Source organism: Paenibacillus tyrphae (assembly GCF_000722545.1).
In the GTDB taxonomy this organism is placed as follows: Bacteria; Bacillota; Bacilli; order Paenibacillales; family NBRC-103111; genus Paenibacillus_G; species Paenibacillus_G tyrfis.
In genome coordinates, this window is sequence record NZ_JNVM01000031.1 from 19,622 (window position 1) to 45,203 (window position 25,582).

The 25,582-nt window shown below is 51.2% G+C and carries 26 protein-coding genes and 1 pseudogene; 20 read left to right on the plus strand and 7 right to left on the minus strand.

Annotated elements, in window-relative coordinates; genetic code table 11:
• Positions 1-34: 34 nt before the first annotated feature.
• Positions 35-787 (plus strand): SDR family NAD(P)-dependent oxidoreductase, encoded by a 753-nt coding sequence (locus ET33_RS28340; protein WP_036690029.1) that lies wholly within the window; start codon positions 35-37, stop codon positions 785-787.
• 69 nt (positions 788-856) lie between these two features.
• Here the strand turns inward: ET33_RS28340 and ET33_RS28345 are convergent, their stop codons facing one another.
• A complete protein-coding gene (locus ET33_RS28345; RefSeq protein WP_036690030.1) occupies positions 857-1,189 on the minus strand; it encodes an antibiotic biosynthesis monooxygenase family protein in 333 nt (110 codons plus the stop codon).
• Between the two features lie 101 nt (positions 1,190-1,290).
• On the opposite strand from ET33_RS28345, the pseudogene ET33_RS39965 reads away from it, so the two are divergent.
• Positions 1,291-1,838 (plus strand): annotated as a pseudogene (locus ET33_RS39965) (LysR family transcriptional regulator substrate-binding protein).
• 235 nt (positions 1,839-2,073) lie between these two features.
• Positions 2,074-4,143, plus strand: coding sequence for a HelD family protein (locus ET33_RS28355; RefSeq protein ID WP_036690031.1), 2,070 nt, complete (start codon positions 2,074-2,076; stop codon positions 4,141-4,143).
• A 212-nt stretch (positions 4,144-4,355) separates the two neighbouring features.
• On the opposite strand, the gene ET33_RS28360 is transcribed toward ET33_RS28355, so the two are convergent.
• Both ET33_RS28360 and ET33_RS28365 read right to left on the minus strand, forming a co-directional pair.
• Positions 4,356-4,940 carry a LysE family transporter gene (locus ET33_RS28360; protein WP_036690033.1) on the minus strand — a complete coding sequence of 195 codons (585 nt, stop codon included), beginning with the start codon at positions 4,938-4,940 and terminating at the stop codon, positions 4,356-4,358.
• Positions 4,941-5,169: 229 nt separating this feature from the next.
• Positions 5,170-5,730 (minus strand): NAD(P)H oxidoreductase, encoded by a 561-nt coding sequence (locus ET33_RS28365; RefSeq protein ID WP_036690035.1) that lies wholly within the window; start codon positions 5,728-5,730, stop codon positions 5,170-5,172.
• 209 nt (positions 5,731-5,939) lie between these two features.
• Between ET33_RS28365 and ET33_RS28370 the strand changes: the two genes are divergently transcribed.
• From ET33_RS28370 to ET33_RS28440, 15 genes are all read left to right on the plus strand, one after another.
• Positions 5,940-6,308 carry a winged helix-turn-helix transcriptional regulator gene (locus ET33_RS28370; protein WP_036690038.1) on the plus strand — a complete coding sequence of 123 codons (369 nt, stop codon included), beginning with the start codon at positions 5,940-5,942 and terminating at the stop codon, positions 6,306-6,308.
• A 229-nt stretch (positions 6,309-6,537) separates the two neighbouring features.
• The gene (locus tag ET33_RS28375; protein WP_051775739.1) at positions 6,538-6,939 is read left to right on the plus strand and encodes an SRPBCC family protein; all 402 of its coding nucleotides are present in this window, start codon (positions 6,538-6,540) and stop codon (positions 6,937-6,939) included.
• 556 nt (positions 6,940-7,495) lie between these two features.
• Positions 7,496-8,158 (plus strand): HAD family hydrolase, encoded by a 663-nt coding sequence (locus ET33_RS28380; RefSeq protein WP_051775741.1) that lies wholly within the window; start codon positions 7,496-7,498, stop codon positions 8,156-8,158.
• A 48-nt stretch (positions 8,159-8,206) separates the two neighbouring features.
• Complete coding sequence (locus ET33_RS28385; RefSeq protein ID WP_036690041.1) at positions 8,207-9,415, plus strand: MFS transporter; 1,209 nt, start codon at positions 8,207-8,209, stop codon at positions 9,413-9,415.
• Positions 9,416-9,537: 122 nt separating this feature from the next.
• The gene (locus ET33_RS28390; protein WP_036690043.1) at positions 9,538-10,776 is read left to right on the plus strand and encodes an aspartate aminotransferase family protein; all 1,239 of its coding nucleotides are present in this window, start codon (positions 9,538-9,540) and stop codon (positions 10,774-10,776) included.
• A gap of 24 nt (positions 10,777-10,800) precedes the next feature.
• Entirely contained in the window at positions 10,801-11,841 is a 1,041-nt protein-coding gene (locus tag ET33_RS28395; RefSeq protein WP_036690046.1) for a zinc-dependent alcohol dehydrogenase, read from the plus strand.
• Between the two features lie 259 nt (positions 11,842-12,100).
• Positions 12,101-13,084 carry a hypothetical protein gene (locus ET33_RS39375; RefSeq protein WP_235206839.1) on the plus strand — a complete coding sequence of 328 codons (984 nt, stop codon included), beginning with the start codon at positions 12,101-12,103 and terminating at the stop codon, positions 13,082-13,084.
• A 20-nt stretch (positions 13,085-13,104) separates the two neighbouring features.
• The gene (locus ET33_RS28405) at positions 13,105-13,686 is read left to right on the plus strand and encodes a DUF3238 domain-containing protein (protein ID WP_036690048.1); all 582 of its coding nucleotides are present in this window, start codon (positions 13,105-13,107) and stop codon (positions 13,684-13,686) included.
• The gene (locus ET33_RS28410) at positions 13,676-14,080 is read left to right on the plus strand and encodes a carcinine hydrolase/isopenicillin-N N-acyltransferase family protein (protein ID WP_036690051.1); all 405 of its coding nucleotides are present in this window, start codon (positions 13,676-13,678) and stop codon (positions 14,078-14,080) included. The genes ET33_RS28405 and ET33_RS28410 overlap by 11 nt, the downstream gene beginning before the upstream one ends.
• Before the next feature lie 62 nt (positions 14,081-14,142).
• A complete protein-coding gene (locus ET33_RS28415) occupies positions 14,143-14,664 on the plus strand; it encodes a GrpB family protein (protein ID WP_036690053.1) in 522 nt (173 codons plus the stop codon).
• A 47-nt stretch (positions 14,665-14,711) separates the two neighbouring features.
• A complete protein-coding gene (locus ET33_RS28420; RefSeq protein ID WP_036690057.1) occupies positions 14,712-15,368 on the plus strand; it encodes an HAD family hydrolase in 657 nt (218 codons plus the stop codon).
• Positions 15,353-15,832, plus strand: a complete 480-nt coding sequence (locus ET33_RS28425; RefSeq protein ID WP_051775743.1) for a GNAT family N-acetyltransferase — start codon at positions 15,353-15,355, stop codon at positions 15,830-15,832. The genes ET33_RS28420 and ET33_RS28425 overlap by 16 nt, the downstream gene beginning before the upstream one ends.
• Before the next feature lie 201 nt (positions 15,833-16,033).
• Positions 16,034-16,648, plus strand: coding sequence for a bis(5'-nucleosyl)-tetraphosphatase (symmetrical) YqeK (gene yqeK / locus ET33_RS28430; protein ID WP_051775745.1), 615 nt, complete (start codon positions 16,034-16,036; stop codon positions 16,646-16,648).
• Positions 16,649-16,750: 102 nt separating this feature from the next.
• Positions 16,751-17,338 (plus strand): TetR/AcrR family transcriptional regulator, encoded by a 588-nt coding sequence (locus ET33_RS28435; RefSeq protein WP_036690060.1) that lies wholly within the window; start codon positions 16,751-16,753, stop codon positions 17,336-17,338.
• 24 nt (positions 17,339-17,362) lie between these two features.
• A complete protein-coding gene (locus ET33_RS28440; protein WP_051775747.1) occupies positions 17,363-18,070 on the plus strand; it encodes a DUF1361 domain-containing protein in 708 nt (235 codons plus the stop codon).
• Positions 18,071-18,160: 90 nt separating this feature from the next.
• On the opposite strand, the gene ET33_RS28445 is transcribed toward ET33_RS28440, so the two are convergent.
• The 3 genes from ET33_RS28445 to ET33_RS28455 all read right to left on the minus strand — a co-directional run bounded on the left by ET33_RS28445 (position 18,161) and on the right by ET33_RS28455 (position 22,692).
• Complete coding sequence (locus ET33_RS28445; protein WP_036690063.1) at positions 18,161-18,859, minus strand: DUF1266 domain-containing protein; 699 nt, start codon at positions 18,857-18,859, stop codon at positions 18,161-18,163.
• Complete coding sequence (locus ET33_RS28450) at positions 18,852-21,440, minus strand: J domain-containing protein (RefSeq protein WP_036690065.1); 2,589 nt, start codon at positions 21,438-21,440, stop codon at positions 18,852-18,854. The genes ET33_RS28445 and ET33_RS28450 overlap by 8 nt, the downstream gene beginning before the upstream one ends.
• 148 nt (positions 21,441-21,588) lie before the next feature.
• Positions 21,589-22,692 (minus strand): UDP-N-acetylmuramoyl-tripeptide--D-alanyl-D-alanine ligase, encoded by a 1,104-nt coding sequence (locus ET33_RS28455; RefSeq protein WP_036690066.1) that lies wholly within the window; start codon positions 22,690-22,692, stop codon positions 21,589-21,591.
• A 169-nt stretch (positions 22,693-22,861) separates the two neighbouring features.
• Between ET33_RS28455 and ET33_RS38650 the strand changes: the two genes are divergently transcribed.
• Together ET33_RS38650 and ET33_RS28465 are read left to right on the plus strand one after the other, a co-directional pair.
• Positions 22,862-24,010: an aminotransferase class I/II-fold pyridoxal phosphate-dependent enzyme gene (locus ET33_RS38650; RefSeq protein WP_036690068.1), complete on the plus strand. Its 1,149-nt coding sequence runs from the start codon at positions 22,862-22,864 to the stop codon at positions 24,008-24,010.
• Positions 24,007-24,966 (plus strand): 2-hydroxyacid dehydrogenase, encoded by a 960-nt coding sequence (locus ET33_RS28465; RefSeq protein WP_051775749.1) that lies wholly within the window; start codon positions 24,007-24,009, stop codon positions 24,964-24,966. The genes ET33_RS38650 and ET33_RS28465 overlap by 4 nt, the downstream gene beginning before the upstream one ends.
• A 152-nt stretch (positions 24,967-25,118) precedes the next feature.
• On the opposite strand, the gene ET33_RS39975 is transcribed toward ET33_RS28465, so the two are convergent.
• On the minus strand, positions 25,119-25,451 hold the full coding sequence (locus ET33_RS39975) for a low molecular weight protein tyrosine phosphatase family protein (RefSeq protein WP_036690322.1): 333 nt from the start codon (positions 25,449-25,451) through the stop codon (positions 25,119-25,121).
• Positions 25,452-25,582 lie beyond the last annotated feature (131 nt).

The window sequence follows — 25,582 nt, forward strand, 5'->3', positions numbered from 1 at the left end:
AACGGGCACGAAATCAAGTCAGGAGGTGTAGTCTGTGCGGGATTTAAGTGGAAAAATTGTTCTCGTTACAGGAGCCAGTTCAGGAATTGGTCGAGCGACAGCGCAATTAATGGCTTCAAAAGGAGCGAAGGTTGTCGTTAATTACAACTCAAACGAAAAAGGAGCCACAGAAACACTTACAGCCATTCGCGAGCTAGGCGGTGAATGTATAGCTATTCAAGCAGATGTTACAAAGAAAGACCAAGTTGAGGCCATGGTTCACGAAGTTATTTCGGTTTACGGAGCCATACACATATTGGTAAATAACGCTGGCGGAGGTATTAAGCAGAGTACATTCATGAATATGACCGAGGAACTTTGGGAGGAAACGTACGCGTTATATGTAAAAAGCGTCCTTCTATGTTCACAAGCGGTATTAAAAGATATGTTACCGCGAAAAGGTGGAAAAATAATTAATGTTTCATCGGCGGCTGCTCGTATTGGAGGTGCAGGGGAAAGTATTCACTACGCCTCAACAAAAGGGGCAGTCAATACGATGACAGTCGGAATGTCCAGAGAGTTTATAGAACATGGGATTATAGTAAATGGAGTCGCCCCTGGAATGGTTGAAACGTCATTCCATGATAAATTTGCACCTGACGAAAATCGTCTCGAACGATTCGTAGCCTCCGTCCCCATGAAACGTGCCGCAACTCCCGAGGAAATTGCAGAAGTGATCTGCTTTCTTGCATCAGATACTGCTAATTATATTTTGGGTGAAACCATTACTGTTAGCGGTGGTAGATGAAATGTACCCGCGAACTGGCTGTATGAAAGCCCTCATCTTGGACAAGATGGGGGCCATACAGCGTTCCAATCATATTTCCTTTAGGCCGTATTCTTTTTCAACTCGACAGATTCTGGTTATATAGTTTTCGTACCAGATCGTTTTCCCCTTTTCCTGTGCCCCCAAATGCGCTTCGTTTGCTTTCCAATTTCGAATGGCATCCAAGGATTCCCAGTATGAAACGGTTATCCCGAAACCATCCTCGTCCCGAACACTTTCTACTCCCAAAAAGCCTGGTTGGTTAGATGCCAGAGATACCATTTTTTCAGCCATTTTCTCATACCCACAATCCCCTTCCGAACGTTGGCTTGAAAAGATCACGGCGTAATAAGGCGGCTTTGGCGTTTTCGCAAATGGCGTCATTCTCTCGTTCTCCTTTTTGTACCTAAAAAGTTTCATTCGTAAAAAGTATACATATATGCATCGGAACGTTCTCAAGTGTTTCCATACAATGGCTGCCCACGATTCTACAAGAGTTTCACCAAAACTATCCGCTGATTGAAATTGAACTGCTGGAAGGGAATTACAACGATATTGAACAATGGGTTCTCAAGGGTTCTGTTGATTTTGGTTTTATAGCATTACCCATCTCGGGATCGTTGGAAGTGATTCCTTTAAAAAAAGATAAAATATACTGTATTGTGCCTAAAGACCATGTTCTTCAGCAAGAGGATAAAATCAATATCGACCAATTAAGAGATGAGCCATTTATCATGCCCAAAAAAGGTGTGATTTGGATGTGAAGAGGATATTTTCAGAAAACAACATAACGCCAAAGGTGAAATATGAATTGGAGGATGACCATGCGATTATTGCGATGGTGAATAGCGGTATTGGGATAAGCCTGCTTCCTGAAATGATTTTGTCTCATATCCCGGGCAATGTGAAAGTTCTTGAATTGGAAGGCGACTATTATCGTTCGATAGGTATTGCCATGACTTCCAGAAAAAACATCTCCCCTGCGGCTAGAAAGTTTATAGATTGTGTCCAATCCTGGGTAAAAAACTTATGATCTTGAATTTCGATGCGAAAAAACCGCCTTTATAGGGGCGGTTTCTTTATTTTAATTCGTTGAAATTGGAAATTTTTAGTAATACGTTCATGGGGCGCACTCTATCATCAGAATAACTCATCGGAAAGAAAAAGTCTATTCTTTTTTTGCGCGATCTTTTATATTCTATATACCGCTTTTGCAGGGCATCTCGCAAGCTCTGCTTAGGCTAACGATTCAAAAGGAGGCTGCACGGATGTTTAACGGTACGGAAGCGGAAGAAAGACGATATCTTGAGGTCATCGTTGCCAAGCTTCATCAAGCCCTGAAGGAGATGGACGACAAAATTTCGTCTACTTACGAAGCGGTCATTGAATCCAAGAAATACCTGTGGGACAATGCGGCTGCATTGGACCCGGCGGAGCGGGCGGCGAACCGGGTGGATGTGTCGCTAACCATTGACTTGGGGGAGAAAGCGATCGTTAAGCGCAAACGGGTTCAAAAATTGCTGCAATCCCCCTACTTTGGGAGGGTGGACTTCAAGGAGGGACAGCAAACGAAACCGGATTCGTTCTATATCGGGGTACATTCCTTCACCGAAGAAAACGGCCACGATAATTTAATCTACGATTGGCGCTCTCCTGTAGCCAGCATGTTTTATGATTTTGAGGTGGGCCAAGCGTTCTATGCGGCGCCCGTCGGAGAGGTGCATGGCGAGATCGGCTTAAAACGGCAGTACAAAATCAATCAAGGCACGATGGAATACATGATCGAAAGCTCGATGACGATCCATGACGATGTCCTCCAAAAAGAGCTCAGCGGCCCGTCGAACGAGCGAATGAAAAATATCGTGGCGACGATCCAAAAAGAACAGAACGCCATCATCCGGAATGAAGCGGCTCACGAACTGATCATTCAGGGCGTTGCCGGTTCGGGAAAAACATCGGTCGCTTTGCACAGAGTCGCCTTTTTGCTGTATCGGTACAAGGAAACGTTAAGCTCCAGAAATGTCCTGATCATTTCTCCCAACAAAGTGTTCTCCGATTACATCTCGAACGTGCTGCCCGAGCTGGGCGAAGAAAAAATCATGGAAGTGAGCCTGGAGGAGCTGGCTGCCAAGGAGCTGGTGAGTATCGGCAAGTTTCAGACGTTTTACGAGCAGGTGTCGGAGCTGCTGGGTGGTACTGACGATGAAACGGACGAATCTGTGATCGAACGGATCAAGTTTAAAGCTACGGGCGAATTCGTCAGCCAAATGGATGCTTTTATCCAATATGCGGATGAGCATTACTTCTCGCCTGAGGAGATTGCCATCGATAAGGTGACGATTTCTAAAGAGGCTCTATTCAGCAGTTATCAGGCATCCGGAAGATTGCCCGTTAAATCGAGATTAGAGAAGACCGCAGCCCACGTTATGGCCAACTGCAAAGACGAAGACGGAAATCGAGCCCCCGCATCGGCTTCCAAAAAAATCAAAACGGTCGTCAAAAAAATGTTCAAATGCCAGGACGTTCTTTCCTTGTACAAGGACTTCTATCAGCATTTGGGCACGCCTGACATGTTCAAGCTAAAGCAGGGCAAGAAGCTGGAATATTCGGATGTATTTCCGCTCATTTATTTGAAAATTTATTTTGAGGGAGCGGCGCCGTTCGATTTCGTCAAGCATCTGCTGGTGGATGAGATGCAGGATTATACGCCGATCCAATACGCGGTTTTATCAAAGTTATTTAAATGCAAGAAAACGATTCTGGGCGACAGCAGCCAGTCCGTGAATCCCTATTCTTCTTCATCGCTCACCGAAATTAAGAAAGTGTTCCCCGAGGCGGATACGGTCGAGCTGTTAAAAAGCTACCGTTCGACCGTTGAAATTACGACGTTTGCCCAGAGGTTAAAGCCAAACAGCAAGCTGATCCCGATCGAACGGCATGGCGAGGAGCCGCTTATCCTACCGTGTCACAGTTCAGGGGATGAAATGAATACGATAAGGAGGCTGACCGGTGATTTCTTGGCGTCCGAGCATCATTCGCTCGGGATTATCTGCAAGACGCATGCCCAAGCCGAAGAAGTATACGCGAAGCTGAAGGATATGAGGCATAAGATTCATTTGCTGGATTTCAACAGCGAGCAATTCCACGAAGGCATCGTCGTGACCTATGCGCATTTGGCCAAAGGCTTGGAGTTCGATCAAGTCATCGTGCCGTTTGCGGACGCATCGACATACCGGACGGAGCTGGATAAAAGCCTGCTTTATATCGCTTGCTCCCGAGCGATGCACACATTGATGGTGACCTGCGCCGGAGAGATCACTCCTTTTCTAAAATCATAGGTTATGCCTATGGTTTCAATAATGACAATTGAATTGATAGATGGAACGGGCGGGATTATACTCGAGTCATGCAGCAAGGTGAAAGTCGGGGTGGAGAGGGCAAGAAACCGGCCGCTGCCCGGTGGTCGGCTGAGCCCTCGGATCGTTATCATTTTTGTTGAAACGGCTCTGCGCTAACTCTTGGAGTCGCCCTGAACGCTCGATCAGGCAGCTTAGAAGAAGATCGAGATTGCGCTGTACAGCAGTAACAACCCCATGGCGATATGAAAGGGCCGCTCGTAGTTGGACAAAAACTTTTGAAACAACGAGCCGAACACCGCCCACATGAAAGTGGACAAAAATCCGACAAACGCAAGCAGCACGGAAAAGAGCAGCAAGCTTAAGGCGGATTTGTAGAACGGAATGACGAAGGTGGAGATGGCCGTGATCCCGTACAGAATTCCCTTGGGGTTAATAAATTGCAAAATAAATCCCGTAAAGAACGAGTTTAACGTGTCGCTAACTTGTTCTTTATTTTTCGTTTTATTCGTTTTCATAATTTTGAAGGCGAGGTAAGCCATATACAGACTCCCCAACAGGTTCATCACGAATTTAATCCGCGGGATATAATTGTACAAAATGAGATTGAAAAAGCTGGACAACAGCATAATGGCAAAAAATCCGACGGTGACGCCAAAAATAAACCGAAATGTTTTTCTTAGCCCGTGTTGATTCGCGTTGGACATGGCCATGATGTTATTGGGGCCGGGCGTGAAGCTCGTCGCAATGATGTACGACAGGAAAGGAAGAATAAGCATCATTCGCACCTCTTATGTATGTTATAGTAAAACATATGTATGTTATGACATATATTTGTGCGTTATGATTATACAATAAGAGTGCGATGTTGCACAATCGTCCTTTTAAGGGAGTTTGTTTGCTTGCGTTTTTTCCGCGGTACATGCTGCGGCTGCCGCAGCCCGCGAAGCGTGGCAGATTTCGCTATCCTTTTTCCACAAGAACCTTGCCTGAGGGCAAGATTTCTTATTACTCGTACTCGCGTCCCAGCTGATAAGCGCGTTCCAGCAAACTCGCAATATGCTCCTTGGATTCCGAAAGGGTGTCGTATAATAGCTCAACCTTGGATTCCTTCACTCGGGCGTAGCCGGACACCAATACGTTGAGATAATGCTTCAACGTTCCCTCGCGGTTGTATTTTGACATATGCTCTTGATCCCCGCCGGTCAGGCAGATCCACAGCATTTTTTTCTTATTCATTTTCCCGAACAGCCCCATGTTCCATACTTTGTCCAAGTACCCTTTAAGCATCGAAGGCACGCTGTACTGCCATAACGGGAATACGAAAACGAGCGTGTCCGCCGCCGCAATCCGGTCCATTTCCTTGCGAACCTCGGGAGAGTAGATTTTGTCCGGATTGATCCAATCTTTCTCATTCTCAGCCGTATACAAAGGATTAAAGCCGTCGCGGTCCAAGTCCAGCAGATCGACTTCGTGGTTGTTTTGCTTCAGGCCTTCGACAAAACGATTCATCACAGCGTACGTAAGAGAATTTTTGCGAGGGTGAGTGACGGTGACAAGAGCTTTCATGGGTTAACGACCTTCCTTTGTGTCAAATTTCCGGCGGCTTCTATGGATAACAATTCGACGCGGTAGTCAATGGCCGGTTACGATGCTATTATGGTTGATATAAAATATCGTGTGAAGTACGCACTTCAAAGTGCAGTAGGTACTTTCGGGTTCTGTAGTATTCTTTTTATACTGATCCTATTATCTTGGAAGGGCGGGGGAGTGTTACCTTGAAGAAATATCGCATTGGTGTGGAGGTCACGCTGGAGGTTATCGGGGGGAAATGGAAAAGCATCATTCTCTACCATTTGACAACCGGCAAAAAGCGAACGAACGAGCTGAGAAAATTAATTCCCGCCATCACCCAAAAAATGCTGACGCAGCAGCTTCGGGAGCTCGAAAAGGATGGCATCATCCACCGGACCATTTACCATGAAATTCCGCCTAAAGTGGAGTATGAGCTTAGCGAATACGGCTTGAGCTTGAAAACGGTGCTGGACAGTTTCTGTGTGTGGGGAGAAAATCATTTGGAAAAAATTTATGGAGATAAATCGGCCGTCTTGGAGTGCTGGCCGGACGATACGTATGAGCATATGTAACGATAGCACCGCGCGGCGATGGAGAGCCCGGGTTGCCTATATCGCAGCCGTTTTCGCCACCATGGCTTTGGGCTTAGGGTCCAGAGCGTTCGCCGACCGATTGCCTGTTTTTGTTGCTGAGCATTTTGGCGGATGTCCGATATATTCAAATCTTTTGGCTGCCGGATGATTTATAATACCGGTATAGCTTGCTTAAGCTTAGACGCCAACCGAAAGGAGAACGCGATACATGATGACCGTGCTGCCTTCCAAAACCTTAAGCATCACCATTGAGCGCCGGCCCGAAGAGGTGTACGCTTATGTGACGAATCCGGAGAATTTTCCGGAATGGGTAACATCCTTTGTGAAATCGATCCGGAGATCGGGCGAGGAATGGATCGTCGAAACGACGGAAGCGCCGATCACGCTCAAGTTCGTGGACAACAACGATTACGGCGTGGCGGATCATTGGGTAACCGTCGCCACCGGACAAACGATCCTGAATCCGATGCGGGTCATCCCCAACGGCTCCGGCTGCGAAGTGGTCTTCACGGCGTTCCGGCAGCCCGGGATGTCGGAGGAAAGCTTCGCGAACGACACGGCGATGATCGAGAGCGACTTGCGAACGTTAAAGCGGATCATGGAAAAGTAATTTTTTTGAACGGGAAATAACCGCAATCGATGGCCTGATGCGTCGATGAGCGGTTTCTTTTTGTTATTTGTCAGGCATAGGGTTAATCGTGGTTACATGATGATCTTGTTTGTATTAATTTGCAAGAAAATAACTATTTATTTCCATAAATTACTATGGTTTATATTGAATTTGAAAAAATAGGGAGTTATACTTTAGTCTATAATATATTGATTGTATAATAATTTGAACTAAAAAACTTAAGGGCCATGCTTCTTAGAACATTTCCTTTTATGTTTTTAAGAACAACCCCGTTTCTCCGATAGAGGGAACGGGGTTGTTCTTTTTTTAACAACTGTGCTTGTTTGTTTAAGACAAGGACAGCTTAGTTGTATAACCGGGAGGAGAGATAACGCTTATTCAAAAAGAAGAGTCCGGAAGAGGGGGGAGGCAAACGTGAGAGTAGCGGTAATCGGCCAAATTTTGACTTACGGTAAAACGTTGGGAAAGGGGAATAGCAGAAACAAGGGAACAGGATTCTTCTCAATCTTACCAAAGTACGTAGGGAGGCGGAAATATGATGCGAAACAGGGAGCTTAAAGCAGTCATTTTCGATATGGACGGTGTCCTCATTGACAGCGAGCCGATTCATTTTCTGGTGGAACAGAAGCTCTTCCGTCAATTCGAACTTCGCATAACGGAAGAAGAGCAGCACGCGTATGTGGGCGTACCGATGAAGGAAATGTGGAAGCTCATCCGCACCCGGCATTCGTTAACCCTTTCTGAAGAGCAACTGCTTGCCGGTCATAAAGAACGACTTATCGCCGAGTTCTCCACCGCAGAGCCATTTGAAGCTATGGAGGGACTGCGCGAATTGTTGAGTGAAATCAAGAATCGCGGGTTGAAAACGGCCGTTGCATCGTCTTCTCCGCGTCAATTGATCGAAACCGTGCTGGCAAGACTGCGGCTTACGCCGATGTTTGATGTCATCGTTAGCGGGGAAGAGGTGAAGCAGGGCAAGCCTTCGCCGGATATTTTCATCGAGGCAGCAAGCCTGCTCCAAGCGACTGCGGGCGAATGCATCGTTATTGAAGATTCCTGCAATGGGGTAAGAGCCGCAAAGTCGGCCGGCATGGAATGCATCGGATTTTACAATCCCAATTCGGGGAATCAGGATTTATCGGGAGCGGATCGGGTCATCCGGCATTTTTCCGAGATCACCGGGGGAGAGTTACAGTAAGCATGGAACATGATGGTCGGTCAACAGATCACAAAGGAAGGTGACACGATGAAGCGTCTCTTTGTATTAAGCTGCTTGTTCTACCTGCTGATCGGTATCACCAGTGTCATGACAGGTCCGCTGCTGCCGGAAATGCTCCCCTACTACGAGCGCGGTTACGGCGATGGAGGGACGCTGCTTTTTCTGCAATTCGCCGGATTTTTGGTCGGTGTCCTTGCCTCGCCGGGATGGGCGGCCCGAATCGGCAAGCACCGGCTGCTATCCGTTGCGCTGATCAGCATCGCCGTTCCCTATGCCGTCATGGGCTTTCTTCCCGGCTGGCTATGGATGGTGCTCTTAACGCTGCTTGTCGGGTTCGGTTCGGGAATCATCGAATCGACCATCGGGGCGTTTACGATCGAATTCGCCGAACAGAACAAGGCCATTGCCATGACCCAATTGGACGTCTATTTCGGTGTCGGGGCTTTGCTGATGCCCGCTGCGATCAGCTTGTTGATTGCAGCCGGATGGTGGCCGTATGCCTTTATGGCGGCTTCGGCCTTTACCTTCGTGCTGCTGGCGCTGTGGCTGACCTTGCCCGGCCGAAGCTCCGAACGGCTTCGCAGTCCGAATGCCGCCATGGCAAGCAGCACCTCAGCCAAGAAGCGATATACCGGCGGACAGTTTAGACTGCTTGCCGCTTTTGTCGTCTTCTTCTTCGTATATATGGGTCTGGAACTGGGCCTCATGAATTTTTTGCCCTCGATCCTGGTGGAAACGGTGCAAATCGGCAATTCTACCGCCTCGCTCGGGGTTACATCGTTCTGGATCGCTATGGTGGTCGGACGCTTGTTTGCCGGCAAAGTGGCGGAGAGGATGAGCTATGTGCCTTTCTTGCTGTGGAGCGCCATCGGGACGCTCGTTTTTATTACAGCTCTGACGATGACGGCCCATCCTGTCGGCGTTCTGGCGCTCATCCTCGGCATCGGTTTAACCATGTCGGGCTTGTTCTCCATTGCGCTCGTGCATGCGAATATTCTGATCCCCGGGATGACGGAGAGAACGACGAGCATTCTCATCGCTTCCGGGGGGATAGGCGGCTCGGTGCTGCAATGGTTTATCGGCTGGAGCATGGCCCGTTGGTCCGCCGGATCGACCCTGTGGCTGCTCATGGGCTTTACGTTGATCCTGCTTTTGTCCGTCGTGCTGTCTTTCTTATGGAAGGAGGCTTCGCAAGGTAGCCTCTCGTTGCAAGCCGGCAACCGGTTCATGGAATGAGGTGCTGCAAAACGGAGAGGGGGTGATGCCAATTCCACTGCTGCTATGACATCCAACAACGATAGGAGAATGCGAACCCGGAAACACAGGTCGAACACACCATCTTATGGGAGGTAGTAATGATGACAATCGCAACCCAAGCGAGGTTTAAGTACGGAGAGGGAATTACGTTGGTGAACGAATCGGGCGAAGCCTATTTGGACGGCGTTTCCGGAACCTTCAATCTTTCGCTCGGCTACAACCATCCGGTCGTGGTTGCAAAAGTGCAGGAGCAGGTCGGCCAGCTGTCCCATATGTCATCTTCCTTTACGGAGCCCTACGTCAGCGAGGTGCTGGACCGTCTGCTGGATTTGGCGCCGGCCGGAATCGACGCGGGCTGGATGAGGGATATTACCGGTTCCACGGCCAACGAGTGCGCGGTGAAAATCGCCCAAAAATCTACGGAATCCACCGATGTCGTCAGCCTGTTCCTGTCCCATCACGGACAGACGCAATTCGCCACCGGGATATCCGGCAACGCCTTCCGGCGGAAAGGGTTCCCGAATTCGACGGCATCCAACCACCTTCACGTCCCCGCTCCATACTGCTACAGATGCCATTACAAATCGTCTTATCCGGGCTGCGGCTTCCAGTGCGTAGAAGCGATCGCCGATCATATCGAATACGGCAGTTCCGGCTCCGTCGCCTGCATGATCGTGGAGCCGATTCTGGGCAACGGGGGAAATATCGTGCCTCCGCCGGGCTATTTTCAGCAGCTTCGCAAGCTCTGCGACGAATACGGCATGATGTTGATCGCCGACGAAGTGCAGACGGGGATCGGCCGAACCGGCTATATGTTCGCCAGCGAGCTGTTCGATATTCAGCCGGATATCATCACGCTCGCCAAAGGGTTGGGCGGAATCGGCGTCCCGATCGCCGCCGTCCTGATGAAATCCCGGCTCAACGTACTGGAAAAGCATGAGCATTCCTTTACTTCCGGCAGCAACCTTATCTCGCTGGCGGCAGCCCAATCTACGCTGGATGTCGTGGCGCAGCCGGAATTTCTGGATGATGTGAAGCTGAAAGGCGAAATTCTGGGAAGCTTGTTGAACGAGCTGCCCTCCAAGCATAAATGCATCGGCGACGTGCGCGGTGTCGGTTTAATGTGGGGCATTGAAATCGTCGACGAAGACGGCGCCCCCGACGTCCGAAAAGCCAATGCCATTATCGATGCCGCTTTATCCGATCAGCGCTTGATTCTTCGCGGTTCCCGATACGGTTACGGCAATGTCGTGAAGGTAAGACCTGCGCTTGTCGCCACCGACGACGAAATTGCAGAGATTGTCGAAAGATTGGACGCTGTTTTGCAAAAGGTTGGATAAAAACCAGGAAAGCGAGGCCGGAACATGCTCTCTCTCGTCTATCGATCCGCTTGGGAAGTTGCTTTGGAGGAAAGACCCGTCCCCGATCGAATCAAAGATAATCAAGTGCTCGTCCGGATTCGGGCAACCGGAATTTGCGGGACCGATCTGGGCATTATTAGCGGAAAATATCACGCCAAGCCTTCGACCATCCTCGGTCACGAATCTGCCGGCGAAGTGGTGCGTGTCGGCCCGGACGTCACCGCGCTTCAGCCCGGCGACCGGGTCGTGATCGATCCGACGTATTATTGTGGACAATGTGCGATGTGCAGAACAGGCAGGCAAAATCACTGCGTCCGCAAAGGCGAAACGGAAACCGGCGTAAGCAGCGATGGCACGTTTACGGATTACTATGTCACGGAGGACCGATTCTTGTACAAGCTTGCCGATCATGTCAGCTACGAGGAAGCGACGATGACCGAGCCGTTAAGCTGCATGCTGACGGGCATCGATCAAATGCGGCTGCTGCCCAATTTCCGCGCGGTTATCCTCGGCGCCGGCCCGATCGGCATGCTGTACAGCTATGCGTTGGCATCCAAAGGCGTGAGCGGGAGCATCGTCGAAATATCGGAGCACCGGCTGCAGATCGCGGCATCGATCGCGCCCGAGCGCTGGAGTGTCTACCCTTCGATGGAGGACGCTTTGACGGCGATGTCCCCGGACAATCGGCAGGTCGACGTCATTGTCGACACGACCGGTATCATGGCCACGCAGGCCATATCTGCATTGGCCCACGGGGGATATTTGATGCTGGTCGGCCTGCGGGACGGCGAATCGACCTTCAATCCGAAGGAAATCGTAGACCGCAGCCTGAAAATTATCGGCTCCATCGATTCGCTCGGCACGTTCGCCACCGCACATTACATGATTGAACGAAAGGTCGTTCCGGTGGGCAAGCTGATCACGCACCGTTTTCCTTTAACGGAATATCAAGAAGCTTTCCGTGCTCTAGGGTGCGATCTGCAGAAACGGGCGCTGACTTCCAGTTCCACGGCGGTCAAAGTTATTCTTCATTCGGGGGCGTAACGCGATTCTTCGAGCGCCGGTCATTTGCCTCACGGGAAAGCTCTTCGACCAGGGTTGAAGAGCTTTCTTTTTTTGGAAAGAGCGACGGAGCGGTTCCCGTCCGTAAGCATACGACTGAACATTGCGGAGAAGCACGAAGTGTGCGGGATGGAGGAAAACTCGTTTTAATTGACAATATCGTTAAGCTAATAGGCAGGAAATCTGAATCATAAGGAGAAACTTTCCATATGAATAAATACATCGTTGAAAAGGAACGGTGATGAACAAAATGACTTCAGCAGGTTTAACCTTCGGGATTTACCCGCTCGGCGTGGCCGGTACGCCGACTGGTTTGGCTGTCGGCCCCGAAGACGACTACGGCAAGATCATAGAAGCACTTCATCAACTTCGAGGAGATGGCAAGACGTTAATTCCAAGAAATTACCTCGTTTATACAAGGTCCGATGCCGAGGCTGGCTTGTTCTCTTTTGCCGATCGACTTCTTCATTCCGGATTGTTAGGAGATCTGGTCATCGGATGGATTCAGACGGCAGACATTGTGCTTGACAAATGGCTTGCATTTATTCGCAAAATCGTCAGAAAATACGGCCCCTATCTTTCGTCCCTCCAAATTACAAACGAACCGAATTTAACGTTTATGGAAGGCTCGAAGTCTTACACGCGTCAAGCTTTAGTCGAAGGGGTCATCGCAGCAAAGCGGGAAGCCCGTAAATGTGGTTATCCAATGAAAATCGGGTTCGGGTCCGTTCCTGAGAGTCCTGCATCGGTCCCCCATTTCTGGGAAGGATTTGCTGAGCTCAAGGATAAAACTTTTGTAAACTCCGTCGATTTTGTCGGTCATAATTTTTATGTGGACGTATTTGAGGAGCCGCTCGCATTACCCGAAATCACGGCTTCGGTTGAACGGGTACTACGTAACTTGAGAAAGAACCTGGCTGCTGCGGGCATCCCCGACTCTGTACCGATCCGGGTTACCGAGAACGGATGGCCTACGGGAGAGAACCCTTTTACCCGGACGGAAAGAACTTACGACCAGCAGGCTGTTGTTCTTGAAACCGTAATTCGCACGGTCTATCGATTACGTGAGGAGTTCCATATTACTCATTACGAGTTGTTCGGTTTGCGTGATGCGGATAGCTCGAAGCCGGATCTGTTCCATCAATTCGGGATCATGCGGGATGATTATTCTCCGAAATTGGCTTTCTCTGTAGTTAAACAGTTGATACAGGAGCTTGGTAATTAAATGGGCGAGGTGTTTATATTATGGCAGAATTAATTAAAATTAGAGGCAGTGTGTTTATCGGCGGTATGCTCTATCTGCCCCCGATTCAAGATCCGTCTACAGGCATGATCTATGAATATCAGGCGGATGCCAGGGAATTCACTCCGCACGCGGTAAACACCGGACGATGCCGTGTGGAGCAGGAAGTCGTCATCGACTTCGTGAAGCAACGAATCACATCTTTTGCCAATACGGGTGTTACCGTGCTCAAATTGACAGCGCCGGACGGTTCCGTCGAGTACAAACAAGGAAAAGCGTCTACAGACGGTATTCGCGTTGAAGACGAAGTGTGGAACGGGGATACGGTATCGTTAACCATGCGAGCGAGCGCAAGCAATCCGCTGCGTCCTGATGCGCCGACGGTAGACTACTCTCTGCAAATTACCGCGTATAAGGATGGCACCGTGCAGGTGAAGGGCAGCCATGACGGGTTTCCTTGCTTCGAGTTCTATAAACAAGTGGATTTTGGGGATTTTCAACTCCTGTATGCCCATGACTTTCGGAAGACGGGCGATACGCCGGCCGCAATGGCTGGGGAGATGGAATATCATTTTGAAGCATGAGAGTAGGTTGGTCGCCACAAATCATTATGTGAGTCATGAAATGAAAGAGTTCGATGAACCTCACTTTTGGCATTCCGAAATGCGTTATTCTTCCGTGTGGAATTCGTTATTGCGGGATGCGCCTAATATCAATGACGACAAGATGAGGAAGTTAATGTCCACTCCATATCCATATGGTCCATGCTGTCATTTTTATTCGAGTGGAATGGGTACGCTTAGAAGTATGATATTTGATGTATCGGAAAAGAAAGTGAAGGTTAGCTTTGGTCCGCCGGATATGAATCCATGGTATGAAGTTGACATTGACGCCCCAATCGGGCTTAAAGAAATCGTATGCAACTATGATGATGTAGAGATAGACAATCCAGAACAATTTTGGAGGGAAATGGATTAATGGATTGTTGTTGGAGTCGGCACCGGGGATAGGAAAATGTGTCGGCTAGCAGGAGGTGTGTTATGAAGGTTAGACTGAGTGAATTTAACGAAAATTGGGCTAGGCTTTTTCATGACGAAGCTGAATTTTTAAAAACCATATTTAAGGATGAAATCGTACGCTTTGAGCATTTTGGAAGCACATCGGTCCCCGGATTAAAAGCGAAGCCGGTCATTGACATGATGTGTATTGTAAAAGACATTCATAACGTTGATTTGTTTAACGATCAAATGCATTCCCTCGGTTATGACGTTGCCGGGGAGTGGGGCATCCCAGGAAGAAGATTGTTCCGAAAAGGCGGGGAAAACCGGACGCATCATATTCATTTTTATCAAACGGATAGCCCTGAAATTGAAAGGCATTTAATATTTAGAGATTATTTGAGAACTCATCCTGAAGAGGTTGCGAGATACAGCCGATTTAAGGAAGAATTAGCTAAGCAATTCGAAAACACAAGCGAATATAGTCCGGCAAAGAAAGCATTTGTGAGGGAAATGGAGCAGAGCGCGCTTGCATGGTTTGCCGAAATTAAACCAAACAACTAACTTTGCGTTTTGTATAAAAACAATAAAACGGGAAGCGGGGAACTTCGATGCGCGATGACCGCAAATGCAAAGGCATTATTTTCGATATGGACAATACGCTGCTGCAATCCCGCATCGATTTTGCGGCGATGAAGGAAGACATTTTCCGCCACTTGGTCGGGCACGGCATGTTGACGGAGCGGTTCCCGCTCCATGAGCATACGACATCCACCATGCTCGAACACGCCAAGCAAGCGGGTATGGATCACACTTTATATCTCTCCTGTCTGAACATTGCGGAAAAGCATGAAGTGCGCGGGATGGAAGGCGCGGGACTGGAGAAAGGGGTGCCGGAGCTGATCGAATCGTTGCTTGGCAAGTTCGTATTGGTCGTGGTCACGAACAACTCGCTGCCCGCCGCCCTGAAGGCGCTTGAAGTGACGGGAATCAAGTCTTATTTCGACTCCATTATCGGAAGAGAGCAGATGGAGGCGCTGAAGCCGTCCCCTTCCGGATTTACCTATGCCTTGAATCAATTCCCCGCCATTGCGGCAGACGAATGGATATCGGTGGGTGATTCCTGGATCGACGGCGAAGCGTCCGCCGGAGCCGGCATTCCGTTTATCAGCTATAGGACAAGCATGGAGGCGATGATGGATAAAGGAGTACGGCCGATCGCGAGAATCGACCATATTTCGGAGGTTCGGAATTGGATATACGGATGAACGTTATGCTGAACGTGACGGAAGTGACCGAAGAGACGCAGGAGCCGGCAAGACGGATCGTTTGCGCAGGACTGGAGGAAAGGTTCGGGGAATTGGACCCATCCTACAACAAGGATCTGGACGATATCGTGAGTTGGTATGCCGGTCAGGGGCATCTCTTTTTGACGGGAGCGCTTGAGGGGCAAATGGTCTGTACGGGAGCGCTCATCCGGGAGGGGCGCGACGTCGGAAGAATCGCCAGAATGTCCGTGTGGAAGCCGTACCGGAGAAGAGGCATCGCGCGCTGCATGCTGCAGGAGCTGGAGCGGAGGGCGAGGCACAAGGGCTATGCGAAGCTGGTGCTGGAAACGACAGCGTCATGGCTTGACGCTGTTCAATTTTATAAAGCCAACGGCTACGTGGAAGTTCAAAGAGACGAAGCGGAAGTGCATCTGGAAAAAGTTTTATCGCATCATGCGCGCTAACGCTAGTAAACAAATGGAGAAATGGCAAAAGTGTGGGGTGCGGGCAGGCGTCCCGCACTTTTTGCATAAGCTTTATATTCGCGGGACAAGCGGTTACAATGGAGGATAAGGCCGGAACGGAATAGAAGGAAGATTGCAATAAGTTAGAGCGAGCGGGTGCTCGGTATGAAGCGAGAGGCAACAGAGAACGGAGGAAGAAACATGCATCCTATTTTGGCTGAACGCACGAAACCGTTTCCCCGAACCGATCGGCTTCGGGACGATATCCGGAGCTTTCTAAGCTCGAACGGATGCGAAAAGACGGCGGAGCACTGTATGGACGTCGGGACGGAGGCGCGGCGTATTGCGCTGCGGTTCGGAGCCGATCTCGAGGCGGCGGAGACGGCCGGCTGGCTGCACGACATCAGCGCGGTCATCCCGAACGGCGATCGAATTGCGGTGTCGCGGGAGCTTGACATCGAGGTGCTGCCGGAGGAAGAAGCGTTCCCGATGATCATTCATCAAAAGCTGTCGGTGGTGATGGCGCAGCAGCTATTTGGCATAACCGACGTGGCGATCCTGGATGCGGTCGGCTGCCATACGACCTTGCGTGCGGGCTCCACGTTGCTCGATCAAGTGCTGTTCGTAGCGGATAAAGTCGCATGGGATCAGCCAGGTACACCGCCATATATCCGCGAGCTGCAGGAGCAATTGAACCGCTCCCTGATTCATGGGGCGTTCGCTTACATCAATTATCTGTGGGAGCGAAAGCATACCTTGAAGGTCGTGCATCCGTGGCTGCAGGAAGCCTACGAAGAGCTTCGGCACCGGGTATAGAAACGCTGCGATTTGACGGTGAAGCATGACTGGGACATAATACGAAATAAGGCTTTTGAACATGCAATACTTCACTTTGTAGACATAAGGAGTTCGGGCGGAATGGCGCGAAACAAAGGAGCCAAAGGGCAAGAAAGCCGGGCAAGATTGCTGGCTGCGGCTGCGGAGCAGTTTGCCGGACTCGGCTTTTACGAGACGAAGATCAGCTCGATTGTCGCTCAGGCCGGGCTGACTCAGCCGTCGTTTTACCTTTATTTTGAAAGCAAAGAAGCGGTGTTCGAGGAATTGGTCGGCCATTTCCGGTCCCGGCTGCAGGAACTGGTCACGTCGAGCCGCCTGGAATCGGGGCTGCAGCCGGGCGAAGTGAACGCGCGGGTGCTTGGCGTGCTGGAGACGCTTTTTCGTTTTTTTGCGGAAGACCCGCACTTGACGCGCATCGGCTTGTTTCAGGCCCCGGAGGCCGGGAGCATTAAAGCGGAGCTGGCCGCTCTGATCCGCGACAACCTGCTCGAAGAGCAGCGGTCCGGTTACTTTCGTTCGACCCTCGATATGGACATCGTAGCGCAATGCTTCGCAGGTACGCTTGAGCGGTTGACCTTTGCGTATTTGTCGGAAGGCTCAGGGAGACCGGGGCAGCTGGCCGCTCAGGTGGTCGAGCTGTTCATGCGCGGCTTGCTGCCCGAAGAGTAAAATGGAGGAGCGAAGGAGAGCTGGATGAAAAAGCTGCACTCTGGAAAGTTTATCCTCTTCATGGGATTGTTGTCTCTGATCTGCACGGCGCTTTATTATGCGTTCCGCAATAAGACGTATTTCGATTTCCTCTTGTGGAATTTGTTCCTGGCTTGGATTCCGTTGCTGCTTGCCGTTGCCGCAGCGGAGCTCGGAAAGCGGCTGGCTCCCGGCTGGGTCCGTTCCACCGTCGTTGCCGTTTTGGGAGCGGCTTGGCTGCTGTTTTTTCCGAATGCGCCCTATATTGTTACGGATCTTATCCATTTAACGCTTCAGAAAGCTTGGTATGTCGAGGCCGGCCGGTGGACGTTCCGCTACTGGTATGATTTTCTGGTGATGCTGCTGATCTCGTGGAACGGATTTTTATTAGGATTCGGCTCCGCTTATTTGGTTCAGTATCAGGTCATGAGAAGGTTCGGGGGCGCCGTTTCGTGGCTGTTTGTGGCTGCGGCATCCATGCTGGGGGGCTACGGAATCTTGCTCGGACGCGAATACCGGCTGAACAGCTGGGATGCGCTGACCGACGCGAAAGCGCTCTTGAGCCTCATCGGAGAAAGCTTGAACGGGGAGTCCGTGCCGTTCTGCTTGTTGTTCGGCGTGGTTATTCTGATCGTTCATGGAACGTTCTATTATGTGATGAATGGCGGCTGGCATGCGGAAGACCGCGACTACCCATCGACCTACCGCTTATAATACCGGCTTGCTGCGGCAAGGCGGTTTTTGGCATTCGCGGCGAAGAAGCCGGACGATGGCGTCCGGCCTTGGCTCGCGGATAGAAATTCGTTATGCTAATTGGCTTGCCGGCTGCCCGGTAGTCTCTTCAAGCGGCACATCCCACTCCAGCCGATTCCACAGGCTGTCGGCATTCAGAAGCAGGTTGCGGATATAGCCCGCCATTTCCTGCGCGCTTGCTGCCGTGGGCTGCGCCCACCAAAACTGCCTTCCGGCCAAATAGCCGGTTCCGTATTCGCGCCAGCCGGAATACGCTTGTTGAGCAACCGGAATAATCGGCTTCACAAGCTCCAGCGATTTTTCCTGTGAGATGTAGCCCATGAAAGCGCCTTTTCGGCTCAAATATGCGAATCTGCCCAAGTCCCAAGCCGCGATCCCCGCAGCCGGGAGCCGGTTCATATAAGCTTTTACAATTTGGTGCTCTCTGTACCGGTTCGTCGTTTTCGGGATCGATTCGATATATTTCGTTTGTTCGGCATCGGACAATGCGGACAGAAAGGACCGGATCTTATTGAACGACTCGCGATGCCCCTCTTCGGCCAGCCACTGAAGATTTCTCCTCAAATCTTCCTCGTTCTCGATCCCCCAATCCCGTTGAAAAGACTGCTTATGCATTTCGATACTTTCTGGAGTGGACTCCCACTCGTAGTCGTTTCCGGGATCGAGCCCGTTCATTTCGTATAACACGGCGCTTAACGCAATACACCATCGTTCGGTCAGCCCGGAGGCGTTGTGAACGTCTCTATTCATCTTCTACATCCCCATCCTCATCTTCATCCAGCATAAAATGCAAGGAGTGTACGTCGCCCACATCCTGATGCTTCAGGAAAAGCGTGTCCGGAATATGGAGGGGAGACTTCTTTTTGATGCCGAAGTGCCCCCATAGCGACTTTTTATCCGCAGGACCTTGAAGCTGCTTATAAAATAACCGATACTCCTCGTTATCCGGATCTTCCTGACAAGCCTGCAGGGCGTAGGACAACGCTTCCGCCATCCGTTCCTGCTTGACGTGCGCCATGCTTAAGTAGATGCTGGCACTTGTCCTCTCTCCAAGCTCATGCGCGTGTGTCAAGCTTTCGATGCTTTCCGCATAGTTTCCCTCGTGGAAATAAGCTACCCCGGAATATAGCCAGATCAAGGAATCGTACGCAGGATCGTCGCTGCAATGCACAAAATAATTGTTCACCAGATTGGGGACATCATCCCATGATTTCGTATTGACGATGAACTTGAGACGTTCGAGCTGCACCCATGTATCGTTCGGCCAGCCGTCGGCAAGCCGGCGAATAAAGGAAGCCATTTGCTTGTATGTCTCCGGGTCCCATTCCTTCAAAAGGTAATACAGGGCCAATTGGGTCGGGTAATAATCGTCCTGAAACAATTCCGCCGCCCTAAAATAAATTTCCTTCGCCCTGGACTCTTCGCCCATGGCACGGTAAATATCGCCCTCGATCATATAGCCGCTTGAATCGTCGGGAAAAGCCCGTTTAAATTTACGGATCGCCTGAAGAGCGGCCTTGTAATCGCGCTTCTGAAAATAGGCGCCGGCCACATAATAGTAGGAATGCTCGTCGTCGCTCCAAGACATCTCGGTTTCAAAGCAGTCAATCGCCCTGGAATATTCCTCCAGACGCAAATGCAGCATCCCTTTCCGGAACCATGCTTGGTCAAAATCGTACTCGTGCTCCACCACCACAGCATGGTCGTCGAGAGCTTCCCGGTTGTTATTCAGATGATAGTAACAGAGGCCTCGGACGGAATAAAAATGCCAGTTGGACGGATCGATGGAAATCGCGCGGTCGGCGAACCCGATTCCTTCGTGCCACTGCTTGTCCTTCAGACAAGCACTCGCCAAATGGCCGAGAACAATGGCGTCATACTCATTCATCCGCAGTGCGGCAGACAGGTCGCGGACCGCAAGCTTCGTGTTCTCCGCTTCCAGGTAAGCCACGCCCCGATGAACGAGGATTTCGTAGCCGTTGACGCCTTCCTTCTGCGCTGCGGTCCATGCTTTTCCGAACAGCTCGAAGGCCTTGTTTTTCAATCCCCGCTTGAATAACGCACGCGCCCACAGCAAATACATATCGGAGTTCAACGCTGTCAAAGCCTGAATGTTGTCAAATACCTTGCAGCAGAGGTCAAACTGTTCCAAATCAAAATAAATTTGGGCCAGCGCAAATTCCAGCTCGGCCCGTTCCAGCGAAAGGATCAATTCCGCGCGTATTTTGCCGATAAGCTGCTTGTTCACATCCATCAGCCGGATACGAGAATCGAGGTCGAACGGGTACTGAGCGATGATGATCTCCAGCAGCGACTTGGCTTCGGCCAACCGGTCGTAGGCTGCGTAACAGCGTGCCAGACCGCTGAGTGCCTGCAGATCTTCAGGCGTATGCGACAAAATATGCTGGTAGTCGGAGAACGCCTGTCTTAGATTCCCTGCTTCCAGCGATAGGGCGGCACGGTGGATAAATCCGTCGAGATCTGCGGGATGGAGTTCGATCAAGCGGCTGTAAGCCTGCAGCGCATGCTCCGAGTCGCCTGTGCGAACGTAAAACCGGCCGGTCAATCGGAGCAGGTCCGGATCATCCGCAAACAAGTCGCGGGCTGCGGCCAGATACGGCCTGGCAGACGCCAGATTGTTGTGCATCAGCGCATGCTGGGCAGCGTCCCGGTATCCGAAAAACGCGTCATAATCGATCGTTTCCGGAATAAAATCGTAGCGCAGCTCCCAGGGCTTGGTGACTTCCATCAATAAATAATCAACGAACTTCTCCGGGTAGCGTTTATATAATTCCCTTTCTTGGCTTGTCCAACAGAAATGCTCATTCAGCAGCGCCCAAACCGGCTTGGGCAAGTGGCAATGCTCGCCCAGAAACGTTAACAGCCGTTCGTGCAAAGCGGCTTTTACATTCCTATTCCAGAGCTCTTCTTGAGCAAACAGCTCTCTCCATAAGCCTACATCGATCCGCGTCGGCAGTTTGGCGTATAAAGCTTCGATCTGCTTCATCGTCTCTTCGACAAACGAATGGGAGGGAGAGGGAGCTGCCGGATCACAATCAACCCATGAAGCGGGTTCGCGATCCGGTGCGTCTGGTCGAAACGGTTGATCATGCGGATCGCTCTCCGGCTCCGTGAAGTCGGACCGCACCGGCTGCTGCGTTTCCTTAAGATATTTCGCTTCATTCAACGCTTGTTCATACGCTTCCCGCAAACGTTGGAAGCCGTCCGGATCGTCTTCGGGATGGTAGAGCTTTAGCTTCGTGGCATAGGCGCGTTTAATGGCGCTGACTTCAAGCGTAGGAGAAATGCCTAGTAATTCCCAAATGTTCATTTCAGAGTCCTTGACCTTTCCTTGATGTCGATAAAACATTTCCAAATGTTTTCAGTTTTTAATCTATTATAATATCGGCGCCTCTTTAAAAAATTTTAGGTTTTTTTACAAAAAAAGTGTTTCGAGCCCGGGATTTTCCGGATCTGCCTTAGGATCGCTTGCGGGATAAGCTGCGTTTCAGGAAGAAAACGGTCTTCTCCAGCTTTAATAAATGGGTGCCCTTGACCAGAATCGCGGTGTCCGGCTTGATCGTCCCGGCAAGCGCCCGATGAAGCTGCGGTCTGGATGCGAAGCTGCGGATGCGGGTTGCGGGGAAGCCTGCTCTTCTGGCGCCCGCCGCGATGTGCCGCGCGAGCTTTCCGACCGTGTAGAGCCGGGTAAGTCTTTTTCGGGCAGCATATTTTCCAACCTCATCGTGACCCCGGATGGCGTATTTTCCCATGTCCTTCATATAGCCGATGATGGCGATTTTGTGCTTTCGGCTTACCGAAGCGAGCGTATCGAGGGCGGCCTTGGTCGCATCGGGATTGGAGCTGAACGTATCGTCGATCAAGGTGATTCGCCTCGGCAGCTCCGTTCGGACCAATCGGCGGTACGGAATCGGATATCTCGCCAGCCCCTTGCGGATTTCGCCCACCGTGAATCCCATGCTGTGCGTAATGGCGATCGCATTCAGCGCATTGTATACGTTATGAACCCCGAGACACGGAATGAAAAATCGCTCGTCTTTTCCGTTCAGCCGAACCCGAAAAGTAACTCCCCGTCCCAGAGACCGGATACCGCGCGCCTTGTAATGGGCTTTGTTGCGGATGCCGACCTTTAGCAGCTTTCCTTGAAATCCTTTGACGGACAGCAGCTTGGAGTTTGCGTTATCCGCATTCAGGACGAGCGTTCCGGTCTGCCGCATATGCCGGATCAGCTCCGATTTCGCGGACGCGATGCCTTGGACCCGGTGTCCGACATTGCCGATATGCGCCGTTCCGACGTTGGTAATCACACCGTAGCTTGGTTTGAGCGAGCGGCAATGCTCGCGAATATGCCCTTTGCGAAGCATCCCGAATTCGAGTACGGCAGCGCGGTGCCCGGCGCGAAGCTGCTTGGCGTGCTTGCGGGTGTTCAACGGCAAATTCCAGTTTGACGCCGATTTGAAAATGGTCCATCGTCTCCGCAGGATGGAAGCGATCATTTCTTTCGTGGTCGTTTTTCCCGCGCTGCCTGTCACGGCGATGACGGGAATGTTACGAGCCGGCATGATAATCCCACCTTTTCACAGCGAATATACGCTTTAGTCTACGCCGGGCGTAAGCGGACGGAGTGGGTATATGGAAAAAAATGGGCGTTTGTACGAGTCCGGCGGCGGGGGATTACCCATATGGTGTAAGAAGACTAAGCCTCGATTCTGTTAGTGGAGAGTGAGACCAGTGAAATCATTGATGCGGATGCCGAATCTGACGCGTTATGAATCGATCGGCATCAATCAGCTGTTTAACGTAGCCGACGGTCATGCCCATCAGCCGCAAACCGATGCGCAGCGGCAAATTATCGGGCGGCTGCCCGACTTGTTCGATCGGGCGGAAGCGACGAGGCAAGCGGAGTTGGAGGACGAGTTCCGCCGTCTGTTCTATACCTTGGCCGGACAGCCGACCGCCGCCGGTCTTGCCCGGACGCTGTTCTGTTACTCGGCTTCGTTATCGACCGATTTGATCGCTACCTTCTTGGCTTCGCGGGGGTTGACGGCCGCGCTACTGCATCCCTGCTTCGACAATCTGGCGACGCTGATGCGGCGAAGAAACGTAGCCTTGACGCCACTGCACGAGGAGGAGCTCAGGCTCGACCGGATGGAAGAGACGTTTGCCGGTCTTGCTGCGGATGCGGTGTTCATTACCCTTCCCAACAACCCGACGGGCTTCGAGCTGTCGCAGGAAGAATGGGAGAGGCTTGTTGCGTTGTGCGGTCATTACGGCAAGCTGCTTATCGTCGACTGCACGTTCCGATTTTTTTCAAGAAAGCCTTTATGGGATCAGTACGAGCTGCTGGAGAGGTCGAATATCAGTTATTTGATGGTGGAGGATACGGGGAAGACATGGCCGACCCAAGATCTGAAATGCAGCATTCTGGCGATGAGCGAAGATTTGGCCGATGATGTGCTTGAGCTTCACAACGATATTTTGCTGAACGTTTCGCCGTTTATTTTGCAGCTGCTAATCGAATATTTGAAGGATACCGCGCGAAACGGATTGCGGACCGTCGTATGGGAAACGATTGACCGGAACCGCCGGACGCTTCGGGAAGCCATTCGCTCCTCCGGACTGCTCTTGGACAATCCGGGTTCGACGATCAGCGTCGAATGGCTTCGCATAACCGACCCCAACGTCCGCAGCCTGGACATGGTGGACCGTCTGCAGCGGCTGGGGCTCGGGATTTTGCCTGGGGATCATTTCTACTGGCAGGACCACGGACGGGGGGAGCGATATATCCGGATTGCGCTTGCCCGCTGCCTGGATATGTTCAACGAGGCCTGCAAAATTTTGCAATTGGCACTAAGGACGAACAGGATGGATTCGGCATGAGAATCATTTATCTGGATCAACCTACCTACTTGCCGGACGATTTTGTGCGCGAAATGAAGAAGCTAGGGGAGTTCGAGGTTTACTTCGACCGGCCTGACATAACGACCGCCGTTCAGCGATTGTCTACGGCAGACATTGCGATCGTGGAGTGGACGCGGCTTCGGGAATTGGCGTTCGGGAAGCTGCTGGGGCTCAAACATATCGCCCTCGTCATGACAGGGTACGATTTGGTCGATATCGAGGCTGCAGGAGCCGCAGGAATTTCGGTGTCGAACTGCCCGACGTATTCGGCGCAGGCGGTGGCGGAGCACGTGTTTGCGCTCCTGCTCGCGGTCAATCGGCGCATCATTCAGGCGGACCGCCTTGTCCGGCAGGGGGAGAGCCATGTGTACGGCCCTTTCCTGGCAGGCGAATTGTCAGGCCGGACGTTAGGATTGATCGGCACGGGCCGCATCGGGCAGGCGGTGGCGCGGATCGCGCGGGGCTTCGGGATGCATGTGATCGGCGCGAACCGTTCCGGAAGGTCCGTCCCGGGGGTGGAGGCGGCGGATATCCGCGAGGTAATGCGGCGAAGCGAAGTCGTCTCCCTGCATGTGCCGTTCCATGCTAGGACGAAAGGGATGATCACCTCGGAGCTGCTGTCTTCGATGAAAAGGACGGCTCTGTTCATCAACACGAGCCGGGGCGGTCTGGTGGATGAAGAAGCGTTGTTCACCCTGCTTCGGGACGGAAAAATCGCCGGCGCGGGCCTTGACGACCTGGCGCGGGTTGCCAGCAACCCCTTGTATAAGCTCGATAACGTTGTTTTTACGCCTGGTACGGCGTGGTATACGGATACGGCCCGGGAAGCCAATATGACGGAATTGCTGGATAACATTCGAGGATATATAAGCGGAATGCCGCGGAATATCGTGAATGGGGATTTTATGGCATCGAAGAGGCTGGCAAGCGAATGATCTCGTTTGTTCTGGGCTGAGCCAATCCGGCGGCATGGCATACGACAAGGATGCCGCCTTGACCGGGTTGATCGGCCGTATGTGCCGGATTGTGCCGCTTCGGCGGGTGCTAGCAAAGCCCCGGCTCTTTTTCGCCCAAGCCGCTCCCGGGCTCAATTGTCCGGCAGTTCGATATGCTCGGAAACTCTGGATTTGAGCATTTCGATTAAGTCTTCGTCCATGTATTTGTATTCGTCCGGGATGTCCAGACAAATTATCTTTTTGCTTGAGACGGCATGCGGGAATTTTTGACGAATCCTTGCCGCGTGCTTTTTCTCCATTACAAAAATAAGTTCCGCCCACCCGATATGCCCTTCGGTTACCTTGATTCGGGCCTGTTCCTCCGTCCCCGCGGACCGGACGTCATATCCGTTACATCGGTGAAAGATTTTTTCGGCCGTCAGACTCCGCCACTTGTTTCTGCTGCATACAAATAATAGTTTTATCGGTTTCAACCTGCCTTTTCTGCTTGTCTTTAGAGGAAATGGTATCCGTCTTACTATATCACATCGTTTGACATCCCCCCAGCGGCACGTTACCATAAAACAATAAACAACACAAACATTCAACAATAAGC